Source organism: Arthrobacter sp. FW306-1B-F12A (assembly GCF_058781865.1).
The window spans coordinates 1-11,949 of sequence record NZ_JBYSXD010000062.1; the positions used below are offsets into that span (position 1 = coordinate 1).

Genomic DNA, 11,949 nt, shown 5'->3' on the forward strand with positions numbered 1-11,949 from the left:
GGGCAAGAAGTTGCGGTTTCCTGATCGAGCAGGCTAGCGTGATTTGTGAGCGGCTTCAGGACCGGCAAGAGCCGGAAACCGAAGCGGGGACCACCAGCGTGACCGGTAGGACTCCATCCGCCGGCTGGTCCGGCGGTAAACCCACAATTGAATTCACACCAGCGAGTGCCACCCCGTGCTGAATGTTTGTTGTCGGCGGTCGGGAGGCGTCGGTCGTTCGTTTATCGGTGTCCGGATTTCATCCGGACACCGCGACGTTCACAACGATGTCCCGTCCCAGCCAGCAAACCTGTAGCCGGTGCCGCTCGTCATCGACCGCCGGGTCATGGCCACGCGATACAAGGTGCGAGGATTCCGCCCAGTGTGAGTATAGATTTTTCAAGGCTTTCGCATTCACCACCATTTGCGCACTTGTCCCGTGGACGCGAGTCGCGAACGGGTCGAAGGAGTCGATTCAGGTGGACGGCTGGGTCAGCCAAGACCGGGTGTGAACGATGGCACCTCCGCGAACCACGGCAACACCGACAGTCCCGGCGTGATCGGAGTTGGCTGCCTCGAAGTCGATTGCCGTGAAGTCCGCGCCGGACGTCGTTTCCATGGGCTACATGTGTACCGTGACGCTGGCCGGCGTCCCCGTTCCCATGTGCTTAGCGGCGCCAGCCGGTGGTCAGGTCCCCGAGCAGGAAACCGATCTCAAGAAATGCCCCTATCGACCTGTCGATCACGTACGCCCGCTCCGCACCGGCCAGGGTCTCCATCATGGCAGCGCGGCCCGGGAATCAGTTGCGGAGGAGGTCGGCCCTGTCGTCTGCAGTCTTCTCGGGCAGACCGGAGACTTACTTCGACGCGTCGGTATAGGCGTTGGCACTTTCCTGCAGCGGGTCGTTGACAGTCTTCTCTACAGCTACGACGTGACGGCGGCCGTCGTTGGGCATGGTTTCTCCTCAGGCGAGTAGATGTTGTCCCTCCTATGTGTGCGGACGCAGCGTGTAGCGCCACCGTGGCAGATAGTTAACCCTCCCGGCATTGACAAGTATCAGTATTCGATTAATACTTGAACTACCCGGGAGTCTCATCTATTAATCTCCAGTCAAGGAGCACCACATGCTGCACATTACCGTCACCGCCAAGAAGCCCGTCAACCCTGAGCACGACGGACTGGGCCGCCCTTACGTCGGCTTCGAACCCGGCATGACCCAGGATGAGATGTACGAGGCCAACCACGGCGAATGGGCGATCGGCGCCCGTGGACAAAAGGAGCGGTACGCGATCTTCTCGTTCGGCCGGACCGTCATCCAAGCCGTCGAAATCGATTCCCTGGAAAAGACCACCATCTACAGCGGCGACCCGAACGAGAAGCGTGATGACCGCTACTCGATCCACGGCAAGATCCTAGGCAAGGGACATCCAGTCTTCGAAAAGTACGTCGGCAAGCCAAGCCCGGTCACCGCCGCCCGCAACCCGGTCCGGTACTTCGATGACCCCGAGTTCGACGGCACCCTCGGCCAGCGGTGCCGGTGCGGATGCGGCGAAATGACGACGGGCGGGGAATTCGTTCCCGGCCACGACCAGAAGGCCATCCACGAGCGGATTGCCCGCATCGGAACCGTCGCCGAGTTCCTGGATTGGATGGACGTAGTCCGCCCGGCTTCGCTTAGCCGCTGACAACCGAGCCCGGCCCCCACGGCGGGACCGGGCTCGCCTGCGTATACTCGCCATAACCGTGCCGCAACGGCGCACCGTATCGGGGGAATATGAGCACCGCTATACTCGCGCCCGGCGTCGAGCTGCCTGTCACCGGCAAGCCGTTCGGGGAGACCCCGGCGCTTGAGGTCGACAATCTACGTCGCCGCATGGTGCGGAAGGCACGGACCGCTGTCATCGTGCTCGTCATCCTTACGGGCGCGGCAGCTGGAATCATCTGGCACGTCGGCCAGCCGTTCTGGGGTAACTGGCCCCAGGTGGGTGCCACCGTGGTCAGCCAGCGTGAATATGTCGCGAAATATACCAACTGCGACCTCGGCCTGAGCTCAGTCATCGACGGTAAGCCCCAGCGCAACCACGTCTCGTTCGGGGATCCCTGCAAGCAGGCACCGGCCATCGGTTCCGTGGTCACCATGAGCTACTCCCCGGACGACCACGGGTGGGTCCATTTACCGCAATGCCAGTGCGCCGGCGCTTTTACCGTAGGCCTCACAGGGGTCTGGCTGGCGTTCCCCCTCGCCGGCTGCACCCTTTGGACGGTGCTCGCGATCCACCGGCTCCGCAGAGTGACTCGCCTCGGGGCCGCTCCGTGGAGGGAAGTCACCGGCATTGTCCGGTCCGCATCCCTGAAGCCCGGCGGACTGGCTTTGGAGCTCGGGGTGGAGGGCGCGACGGACATCGGCATGAGGTTCGGCACCCGGGGCATCAGCTTCTTCCCCGTACCAACAGCCGGAAGCACCATCACCCTCCGCATGGCCGGAGACGGCAGCGGCAGGGTGCTCGTCGGGATTCCGGGGCACTGGGGCGAAAGCCTTGGCTTGATCTGGCAAGTCCGAGCCGGCCTACCCACGCAGTAGCCGCAGACAGCAGAAGGCCCGGCCCCAAGCGGGACCGGGCCTTCGTCAGTCTGCCTAGCCGAGCGGGCGTTCCTGGGCCATCCAGTCGTCGACGACGCCGTGGATGTCCATCATGGGGTCCCAGCCTGCTGCTTGGTACGCGTTTGCGGCGAAACCTGCGAAACGTTCGACGGTGTCCCGGTCCTCAAAGCCGGACACACCTAGGACTTCGTATCCGTAGTTGTAGGCGTGGCGGTGGCTTCCATCCCAGAGCTTCCGGTCTTCGGCCTTGAAGCGCGGGATGCACCGGAACAGCTGACCCCATGCCGCTTTCTCTGTTGGTCCATCGATAAATGCTGCGGAGCTATCGCCAGCTCTGTGGTCTGCCCGTCACGAAGAACAATCCGACGGACATTATTGCGACTTGCACAGTCCGGAAATTCCTGGTCACAGCTTGATCCCCATTCCGGTAAGATTCGTCGATTCTGCCGTCGCCTCTTGAACACTTGCCGTAACTGCACAGACGAGGACCGCGGAACATCGGCAGCTGCGGCGTAGATGTTCAGGGATTCTGGCACCCGGCGGGAACAAATGATGCGTGCCCGTCGCCCAGAAGCCGACGGGCGTCGGTGAGAGCTTCGGCTCGTTGGTTTCGGCCTCGGTACGTGCGCCATTGGTCCGCGTCCTCCGATGGCGGTTATCCGTGTTGATCTCTCGGAATCCAGTCCAAAGCCGGTCCGCGAGAAAGTCCAGTCACCTATGGGACCAGCGAATGGACCGCTCTGGACCACCTGAATGGACCGCCTTGGACTGGCGAGTGGACCACCTGAATGGACCGCTCTGGACCACCTGAATGGACCACCGGGTGGACCACCTGAATGGACCGCTCTGGACCACTTGAATGGACCACCGGGTGGACCGGCAAGTGGACCACTTGAATGGACCGGACTGGACCACTTGGTGGACCAGCAAATAAGCCGGTGTGGCCAACCCATGGAACACTGGCGAACCAAGTCTCAAACGGACCCTGGCCCCCGCGCATCGAATGAGTGCAGGATCTGCGCGGTCACGACTGGACCAATCCGCAGGAGGGAAGGCAGCCCGGCCGAAACGTCAAGAAGCCGACCACGACGGACGGACCCGGCTGACGGCAGTATGAGGTCCAGATCCAAGCTGGGGTGCGACTGGTGCCGTGAATCCACAACGCCAGGCTGCGCCCCGGAACGGTAGCCGATCTATCAAATTCAGCCTATGAAAGTGCCGCCATTTGGATAGGGTGAGGCGCATGAACTACCTACAACTCGCCGGAGGGGTTCCGAGCAAAGAGGGCCATAAAAGGGCCCTGAACCCCGGAACCAAAAAATAAGCCCCGCCATTCCAATGGAATGGCGGGGCTTTTCGAGCTTCCTATCAGAATCGAACTGATGACCTTTTCATTACGAGTGAAACGCTCTACCGACTGAGCTAAGGAAGCACCGCGTTATCGTCCGGGTACCGGCTGAATCACGCAAGATACAACTGTAATAGAGTCACCTCGTCCGGGTCAAAACAGCCCGGCGCGGAGCTCCCTTGGCGCCGTTGTTGCGGAATTCACCCGCTCGTCGCGCCGGGTTCAGGCCGCCGTAGCGGACCGGGGGCAAGCTGGGCGGACTAACGTGGCCGCACGATTTCGGTCATCAACCAGCGAAGGGGCGCCATGAGCATGGACAGCAGCAAGAGGATCAACGCGGACGACGCCGGGGCGCACCGTGCGGAGCGGCTGCGGCTTGCTGTCTTGGATATGGTGGGCACCACGATTACCGACGATGGCCGTACCGAGCGGGCGATGTCCCTCGCCCTGCAGGAGACCGGCGTCGAGCCTGGTTCGCCCCGTTTCGAAAGCATGCTCGGCTACGCCCGGGACACCATGGGCTTTTCCAAGCTGACCGTCTTCAGCCACCTTTTTGAAGAAGCACAACGAGCTGAGAGCGCCAACAAGGCCTTCGAACGCGCCTACGACGATCTGATTGCCGACGGTGGCGTCCGGGCTATTCCAGGTGCTGAGGAAACCATCGACTGGTTGCGAGACTCCGGCGTGAAAGTTTGCCTGGCTACGGGCTTCGGCCGGCACACCCAGAACATGGTGCTCGAGTCCCTGGGCTGGATGGGGAAGGCCGATCTCAGCCTGTGCCCGGCCGACGCCGGCCGCGGGCGCCCTTACCCAGACATGATTCTCACGGCAGTCTTGGCCCTTGACCTGGATGATGTCCGCGAGGTCGTCGTGGTGGGGGACACGAGCTCGGATATGTTGTCCGGCCTTCGCTCCGGCGCCTCCGCCGTGGTGGGCGTGCTCACTGGCTTCCACTCCGAGGCGGCTTTGCGCGCGGCCGGCGCCACCGCCGTCGTGCCTTCGGTCAAGGATCTTCCTGCGTTGCTTGAGCCCCGCGCGGCACGGCTCTAGCGCGGGCGCCTCAAGTTTGCGAACAAGCTCAGCACATAGTCCCGTCTGAAGGCGCCGTTCCATTCACGAAGTAGTTGTCCACGGCGTCGGAAACGCACTGGTTGGAGCGGCCGTAGGCGGTGTGGCCTTCGCCCTTCCATGTCACGAGGGAAGCATTGCCGAGTTGTTTCCGCAGGGAACCAGCCCAGGCGACAGGCGTCGCGGGGTCCCCGGTGGTGCCAATAACCACAACCGGCGCCGAGCCCGTGTACTTCACGGGAGCAGGCGTGTGCACGGGCTTGTAGGGCCAGTCCTTGCAGTTGATGCCGCCGTAAGCGAAGTAGTAGCCGAAGGTGGGGGAGAGCTGCTTCAGCCGTGCTTCCTCGGAACGCATCCCGGCCGTGTCCGTGACCATGGGGTAGTCAAGGCAGTTGATGGCGTTGAACGCGAACTGGGTGTTCGAGGTGTAGGTGCCGTTCGGGTCCCGGTCTGCGCCGAAGTCGGCAATCCGAAGCATGAGCGACACGTCGCCCTTGAACGCGGCCACCAGGGCCTGGGTCAGGACGGGCCACGATTCGTTGTCGTAGAGCGGGGTGAAAATACCGCTGACGAACGTCGCCCCGGTGACCAGCCGCCCGTCCTTGGCGCGCTTGGGATTCTGCTCGACGTCGGTAATGAGGTCCTGGATCTGCTGCACGCCATTATCGACGCTGCCGGTCATCGGGCATCCGGATCTTGCCTGGCAATCCGCCACATAAGTGCGGAGCTCCTTTTCGAACGCCTCGGCCTGCCCCGCAGTGAGGTCCTCGTTGTTGAGGGCCGGATCCACAGCGCCATCCAAAACGAGCCTGCCGACGTTGTTCGGGAACAAGGATGCATAGGTGGCGCCCAGGGACGTTCCGTAGGAGAAGCCCAGGTAGTTGAGTTTTGCGTCGTTCAGGACTGCACGGAGGATGTCCATGTCCTTGGCGGAGCTGGCAGTGTCAATGTGCGGCAGGGCGGGCCCGGATTTTTCCACGCACTTGGTATTGATGGCCTTGGTGTCGGCCAACGCCGCGGCGATGCCCTGGTCGGTTTCGTAGTTGTAGACCTTCTCGCGGGAAGCGTCCCGCTCGGCATCGCTGAGGCACGTCACCGGCGCCGACCGCTTGACGCCGCGGGGATCGAAGCCCACCAGGTCGAAGCTGGACCGCAGCTTGCTGGTGAAGTGGGTTTTCGCCGCGTCCCTGACGAAGTCATAGCCCGAAGCGCCAGGGCCACCGGGATTCACCAGGAGTGAACCCTTCTTTGTGCCTTGGCTCTGGAGCCGGATGGCCGCGATGGAGATGCTGTCACCATCGGGTTTGGCATAGTCCACCGGCACTTTGATGTTGGCGCACTGGAATCCCTGCTCACAGGACGTCCAGTTCACTCTTTGGGAGTAGAAACTCTCCAGTCCTGCCGGCGCCGCGGCGGCGATGGACGCATCCGGGGTGCTGACGTTGCCGGACCCGTTGCCGGCACCATCGTTGGGCGCCGGTACCGAGAAAACGCAGCCGCTCAGCAGCAGGCTCGCGGAGACCGTGGCAGCGACTGCCGCTGCCACCCGCCGCAGTGAGGGGAACCGTGTCCTGGAACTGGACCCGGCGGGCCGGCGTCGTGCGGGGGTCATGCGTTTCTCCTCAGGCTGGGGAAGCGTGCTGTACTTCTAAACTATCCGGCTATTGCTGAATCAGGCTGCTCGCCATGGACTCGACGGCCAGCAGCGGTGCCACGTTGGTGGTGGTGATCCGCACGCGCGCCTTGTTGATGGCATCCATGCGCGCCAAGGTGATTTCAGGCGTGGAGCCTGCCGCATAGGCCTCCAGTTCACTCCTGAGTTCAACGTTGACCAACTCCACGGCGTTCCCCAGTTGGATGACCAGGACGTCCCGATAGAAGGACAGCAGATCAGTCAGCGTGCGGTCGAGGGAATCGGTGATGGAGCGCTTGGCCCGCCGTTTCTGGTCGTCCTCAAGTTGCCTCACCTGGCTTCGCATCGACGGCGGCAGCGTGCCCGATTCCGGAGCGCCCAAGCTCGCGAGCAGGGCGACCTTTTCGGCGGCGTCGCGTTCGTCGTTGGAGCTGTTGGCTTCATCAGTCGCGATCTTGACCAGCTTTTCGGCCATCATCACGGCGGCAGTGACGCCCCTCAGGCCCAGCGGGAAACGGACAGTCTCCATCCGGCGTTCCCTGGCCTCCGGATCTTGGGCCAACCGACGCGCAATGCCGATGTGGCTTTGGGCAGCGCGGGCGGCCCGGTCAGCGATGGCGGGGTCGACGCCGTCGCGCCTCACCAGCAGGGCGGCGACGTCGGCAGCCGGCGGAATCCGAAGGCTCACCGGACGGCAACGCGAGCGGATGGTGACCAGCACATCCGCGGGCGACGGTGCGCACAGCATCCAGATGGTCCGGGGTGTGGGTTCCTCGATGGCCTTAAGCAGTACGTTGGTGGTGCGCTCGGCCATACGGTCCGCGTCCTCCACCACAATGATGCGCCAGCGGCCCGACGCCGGCCGGTCGCCGGCCTTGGACACCAGCTGGCGGGCTTCTTCGATGGTGATGGTGACCTTCTCCGTGCGCACGAAGGTCACGTCTGAGTGGGTCTCGCCAAGGATGGTCCGGCAGGATGCGCATTCGCCGCAGCCGCGAAGTGCGACGTCGTCCTGCTCACAGTTCAATGCCGCCGCGAACGCCTTGGCCGCGTTGGAACGGCCCGAACCCGGCGGTCCGGTAAACAACCACGCGTGCGTGAGGCCTTCGCCTTGGGCCGCCGCGCGCAATTGCGCGACGACGGGCGCTTGGCCCTGGAGCTCGTCCCAGACGCTCATGTGCGGCTCCCAAGTAAGTCCTGCACGCGCCGGAGGATCTGCGCGGCGAGGTCCTCGACGGCATCCTTGGCGGGCAGCACGAGGTACGTCTCCGGGCGCGCCTGTGCCAGTTCCAGGAAAGCGGCACGGATGCGGGCGTGGAAATCGTCCGGTTCCGACTCGAGCCGGTCCTCGGCAGCGTCTCCGGCAGTTCTGCGGTCCCGGCCATCGCCCGGGTGGACGTCGAGGAGGACCGTCAGGTCCGGCTCGAGTCCTTCGGTGGCCCATTCGTTGAGCCGCCTGACGTCGACGGTTCCGAGATCCCTGCCGGCGCCCTGGTAAGCGACGGAGGAGTCTATATAGCGGTCCGTGATCACCACTGCGCCTTGTGCCAACGCCGGGCGGATAACCTGGCTTGCGTGGGCGGCCCGGGAGGCTGCGAACATCAGGGCCTCGGTCCGGGGATCAATAGTGCCGTGGCCGTGGTCCAGCACGAGGGAACGCAGCTTCTCACCGATCGGCGTGCCTCCGGGCTCCCGGGTGCGCAGCACGGAAAAGCCAAGGGACTCGAGCGACTCAGCCAGGCGGGCGGCCTGCGTGGACTTGCCGGCCCCGTCCCCGCCTTCGAAGGCGATGAAGAGTCCGGGGCGCTGGTCCGGCATGGGGCTCTGGTCCTGCTTGAGGCGCTGCGTAGTCACGGATCTAAGCGTACAGAGGAACTCTGACAGTGCCCGACGACGGCGCTCGCCCGCCCGGGCGCGACGCACCCTACCGCTGGGCGAGACGAAGCCGTAACAGCTTTCCAGCGCCCGCTCCCCGCGCCGTAGGCTGGGGCAATGAGTCTTTCCCGAGAACATGCCGCAGATCTGTCCCCTGACACTGTGGTGGTGGCGGCAGGCCGTCCCGAACGAAGCCATGACCAGCCCGTCAACCCGCCCATCGTTCTGTCCTCCACGTATTTCGGCACGGGAGCACTGAGCGACGGCGACCGCGGCTACGGACGCTATGCCAACCCCACCTGGGATCCGTTCGAGGAAGCGCTGGCCCAGCTGGAAGGAGCCGAGCTGCCCGGCCTGCTGTATGCCTCGGGCCTGGCAGCGGTGAGTTCCGCGTTGTCGCTCGTGCCGGCCGGGGGAGTCCTCGTCATGCCGACGCACAGCTACGCAGGATCGCTCGTCATGGCCACCGAACTCGCGGCCAAGGGCATCCTCGAATTGCGGACCGTCGACATCGCGGACACTCACGCCGTCAAGGCGCAGCTCGCCCCCGCGGATGGAAAGCCCGCCAGCATGCTGTGGATCGAAAGCCCCACCAACCCCATGCTCGGCATCGCCGACGTCCGGGCCCTGGCCACCGCGGCCCATGAGGCCGGTGCCATCGTGGTCACGGACAACACCTTCTCCACGCCGCTCGTCCAGCAGCCCCTCAGCCTGGGCTCCGACGTCGTGCTCCATTCGGTGACCAAATACCTGGCCGGCCACTCCGACGTCGTACTCGGCGCCTTGGTGACATCCGACGCCGGGCTGCGCGGGGAACTCCTGCACCACCGCATCATCCACGGCGGCATCGCGGGCCCGTTCGAGGCCTGGCTCGCGCTCCGCGGACTGCGCACGCTGGCACTCCGGATCGAGCGCTCGCAAGCTTCTGCCGCAACCCTGGCCGAGCGGCTGAGTACCCACCCCCGCGTCGAGTCGATCCGTTTCCCGGGCCTGTCCACCGATCCCGGCCATGAGCGGGCCAAGTCCCAAATGAATGGCTTCGGTTCGATCCTCTGCATCCAGCTCGCCGGAGACGGGACCCGCAGCGGTGCCGACGCGGCAGATCAGTTGGTTCGTGCATTGCAGTTGTGGATCCCGGCGACGTCGCTGGGCGGCGTCGAATCCCTCATCGAACGCCGACGCCGGCACACCGCCGAGCCGCTCAGCGTGCCGGACAACCTGGTCAGGATGAGCGTCGGAATCGAGAACGTCGAAGACCTCTGGGCGGATTTGGAGCAAGCGTTCAAGTCGCTTGACCGCTAGGCTTGTGGGCGTGGACGGAAAAATTTTGATTTCAAACATCCAGAATGGGATTTGGTTCATTCTGGGACTGGTCGCCTTCGCTTTGGAGCTGTGGGCGCTGGTCGATTGCCTGCGCCACAAACCCTCGTCCTTTGAGGCCGCGTCCAAGCGCACCAAGACTTTCTGGCTTGCCCTGACCGGCATCGCAGCGGTGATCGGCGGGCTTTCCCTGCTCGGTGGCGGCAGTGGCTTCGGCTTCTTCGGCATCGCGGCTGTCACCGCGGCGTGCGTCTATTTGGCGGACGTCCGTCCCGCGGTGAAGGAAATCGGCAACAGCGGCCGCAACCAGGGGCCGTACGGTCCCTGGTGATCCCCACCGGCGAGGGCCCAGGCCTGCCCGCGGCCAACTAAGCCGGGGCCACCGCTGACCAGTCGACCGTAAGTTCCCCCAAGCGCCAGCGCGAGGGTCCGTCCTGAAGGGGCCAACCGGCGTCGCGCATTGATTGGCACATGGCGGTCCACCGCTGCCTGCTGCCGAAGGACGCAAGCGGTGCGGCTTCCAGCCAGGCTTGGTCCAACGCATTCAGGAAAGCATGGATGCGTTCGCCGGGGATATTGCGGTGGATGAGTGCCTTGGGCAGGCGTTCGGCCACGTCAGAGGGCAGTTCGAAGCCGCCGAACCGCATGGACAGGCTCAGGCTCAACGGCCGGTCCGGATCCAGTGCAACCCACGTCACCCTGCGGCCGATTTCGTCACACGTACCGTCGATGAACAACCCCTGCGGTGCCAACCGCGACTGCACGAGCGCCCAGATCCCCGCCACGTCCGACTCCTCGTATTGCCGCAGTACGTTGAAGGCGCGCACCAACACTGGATTGCCCGGAACAGGAACCTCGAAACCGCCCACGTGGAAGCTGAGCCCGGGCCTTTCCAAGGGCTTCGCGATACTGACTCGCTCGGGTTCGATCTCGATCCCGCACACGCGGACGTCCGGGCGGACGGCCTGCAGCCTTTCGAAGAGTTCGACGGCGGTGGCCGGGGAAGCGCCGTAGCCAAGGTCCACTACCAAGGGGTCGACGGCGGAGCGTAGCCGCCATCCCTGCGGGCCCGCCAACCAGCGGTCCAAACGGCGCATGCGGTTGGGATTGGTGGTGCCCCTGGTGATGTTTCCGACGGGTTTGCCGCGCCTTCCCTGCACCCGCTCCGCTTTTCGCACCACCGTCCCACTTTATCCTCCAACGCGGGGTCACTTACGGCCCATCCGGCGGTCAAACACCGGCGCTAAGTGACCCCGCGTCGTGGAGGGCGTAACGCCCGGCGACGGCAGGGCTTGATCGCTTAGGATGAAAACCATGACTTACAAGCTGATTCTGCTGCGCCACGGCCACAGCGACTGGAACGCCAAGAACCTGTTCACCGGCTGGGTGGACGTCGACCTGAACGACCAAGGCCGCGAGGAAGCAGCCCGCGGCGGAGAGCTTCTGGTCGAGAACAACATTCTCCCGGACATCCTGTACACGTCCCTGCTCAAGCGGGCCATCAACACCGCGAACATCGCCTTGGACAAGGCCGATCGCGGCTGGATCCCGGTCAAGCGTGACTGGCGCCTCAACGAGCGCCACTACGGCGCCTTGCAGGGCAAGGACAAGGCCCAGACCCTCGCTGAGTTCGGTGAAGAGCAGTTCATGGAATGGCGCCGCAGCTACGACACCCCGCCGCCCCCGCTCTCCGACGACAGCGAGTTCTCCCAGGCACACGATCCCCGTTACGCGGATCTCGGCGATGCCCTCCCGCGCACCGAATGCCTCAAGGACGTCCTCGTGCGTCTCCTGCCGTACTGGGAATCCGACATCAAGGAAGACCTCAAGTCGGGCAAGACCGTCCTGGTCACGGCTCACGGCAATTCCCTGCGCGCGCTCGTCAAACACCTCGACGGCATCAGCGACGAAGACATCGCGGGCCTCAACATCCCCACCGGCATCCCGCTGGTCTACGACCTGGACGAGAACTTCCAGCCGATCAACCCCGGCGGAACCTATCTCGACCCCGAGGCCGCGGCAGAGTCCATCAAGGCTGTAGCTGCCCAGGGCAAGAAGTAGTTTTTGAGAGAACGACGGGGGGGGGGGGGGGGGGGGGGGGGGGGGGGGGGGGGGGGGCGGGG

General features: G+C 64.4%; 12 protein-coding genes and 1 tRNA gene. 6 read left to right on the forward strand and 7 right to left on the reverse strand.

Going from position 1 to position 11,949, the window contains the following annotated elements:
• Positions 1-454 precede the first annotated feature (454 nt).
• Complete coding sequence (locus AC3WJU_RS20430) at positions 455-598, reverse strand: hypothetical protein (protein ID WP_492260702.1); 144 nt, start codon at positions 596-598, stop codon at positions 455-457.
• A gap of 506 nt (positions 599-1,104) precedes the next feature.
• On the opposite strand from AC3WJU_RS20430, the gene AC3WJU_RS20435 reads away from it, so the two are divergent.
• Positions 1,105-1,665 carry a hypothetical protein gene (locus AC3WJU_RS20435; RefSeq protein WP_492260703.1) on the forward strand — a complete coding sequence of 187 codons (561 nt, stop codon included), beginning with the start codon at positions 1,105-1,107 and terminating at the stop codon, positions 1,663-1,665.
• An 89-nt stretch (positions 1,666-1,754) separates the two neighbouring features.
• Positions 1,755-2,561, forward strand: a complete 807-nt coding sequence (locus tag AC3WJU_RS20440; protein WP_492260704.1) for a hypothetical protein — start codon at positions 1,755-1,757, stop codon at positions 2,559-2,561.
• 54 nt (positions 2,562-2,615) lie between these two features.
• Here AC3WJU_RS20440 and AC3WJU_RS20445 read toward each other — a convergent pair whose 3' ends face one another.
• Together AC3WJU_RS20445 and AC3WJU_RS20450 are read right to left on the reverse strand one after the other, a co-directional pair.
• Positions 2,616-2,759 (reverse strand): hypothetical protein, encoded by a 144-nt coding sequence (locus AC3WJU_RS20445; protein ID WP_492260705.1) that lies wholly within the window; start codon positions 2,757-2,759, stop codon positions 2,616-2,618.
• A 1,182-nt stretch (positions 2,760-3,941) separates the two neighbouring features.
• Positions 3,942-4,014 (reverse strand) — tRNA-Thr (locus AC3WJU_RS20450).
• A gap of 228 nt (positions 4,015-4,242) precedes the next feature.
• Between AC3WJU_RS20450 and AC3WJU_RS20455 the strand changes: the two genes are divergently transcribed.
• Positions 4,243-4,980, forward strand: coding sequence for an HAD-IA family hydrolase (locus AC3WJU_RS20455; protein WP_306962736.1), 738 nt, complete (start codon positions 4,243-4,245; stop codon positions 4,978-4,980).
• Between the two features lie 28 nt (positions 4,981-5,008).
• Here AC3WJU_RS20455 and AC3WJU_RS20460 read toward each other — a convergent pair whose 3' ends face one another.
• The 3 genes from AC3WJU_RS20460 to tmk are packed head-to-tail and all read right to left on the reverse strand — an operon-like array spanning position 5,009 to position 8,449.
• Complete coding sequence (locus AC3WJU_RS20460; RefSeq protein WP_492260706.1) at positions 5,009-6,610, reverse strand: alpha/beta hydrolase; 1,602 nt, start codon at positions 6,608-6,610, stop codon at positions 5,009-5,011.
• Positions 6,611-6,659: 49 nt separating this feature from the next.
• Positions 6,660-7,808, reverse strand: a complete 1,149-nt coding sequence (locus AC3WJU_RS20465) for a DNA polymerase III subunit delta' (protein ID WP_492260707.1) — start codon at positions 7,806-7,808, stop codon at positions 6,660-6,662.
• Positions 7,805-8,449: a dTMP kinase gene (tmk, locus tag AC3WJU_RS20470; protein WP_059388660.1), complete on the reverse strand. Its 645-nt coding sequence runs from the start codon at positions 8,447-8,449 to the stop codon at positions 7,805-7,807. The genes AC3WJU_RS20465 and tmk overlap by 4 nt, the downstream gene beginning before the upstream one ends.
• Positions 8,450-8,623: 174 nt before the next feature.
• Between tmk and AC3WJU_RS20475 the strand changes: the two genes are divergently transcribed.
• Together AC3WJU_RS20475 and AC3WJU_RS20480 are read left to right on the forward strand one after the other, a co-directional pair.
• Positions 8,624-9,808, forward strand: coding sequence for a trans-sulfuration enzyme family protein (locus tag AC3WJU_RS20475; protein WP_492260708.1), 1,185 nt, complete (start codon positions 8,624-8,626; stop codon positions 9,806-9,808).
• 10 nt (positions 9,809-9,818) lie between these two features.
• Positions 9,819-10,157 (forward strand): DUF2516 family protein, encoded by a 339-nt coding sequence (locus tag AC3WJU_RS20480; protein ID WP_306962709.1) that lies wholly within the window; start codon positions 9,819-9,821, stop codon positions 10,155-10,157.
• A 37-nt stretch (positions 10,158-10,194) separates the two neighbouring features.
• Here the strand turns inward: AC3WJU_RS20480 and AC3WJU_RS20485 are convergent, their stop codons facing one another.
• The gene (locus AC3WJU_RS20485; protein WP_445286212.1) at positions 10,195-11,007 is read right to left on the reverse strand and encodes a class I SAM-dependent methyltransferase; all 813 of its coding nucleotides are present in this window, start codon (positions 11,005-11,007) and stop codon (positions 10,195-10,197) included.
• 133 nt (positions 11,008-11,140) lie between these two features.
• Between AC3WJU_RS20485 and AC3WJU_RS20490 the strand changes: the two genes are divergently transcribed.
• Positions 11,141-11,887 (forward strand): phosphoglyceromutase, encoded by a 747-nt coding sequence (locus AC3WJU_RS20490; protein WP_284988797.1) that lies wholly within the window; start codon positions 11,141-11,143, stop codon positions 11,885-11,887.
• The last annotated feature ends 62 nt before the right edge of the window (positions 11,888-11,949 follow it).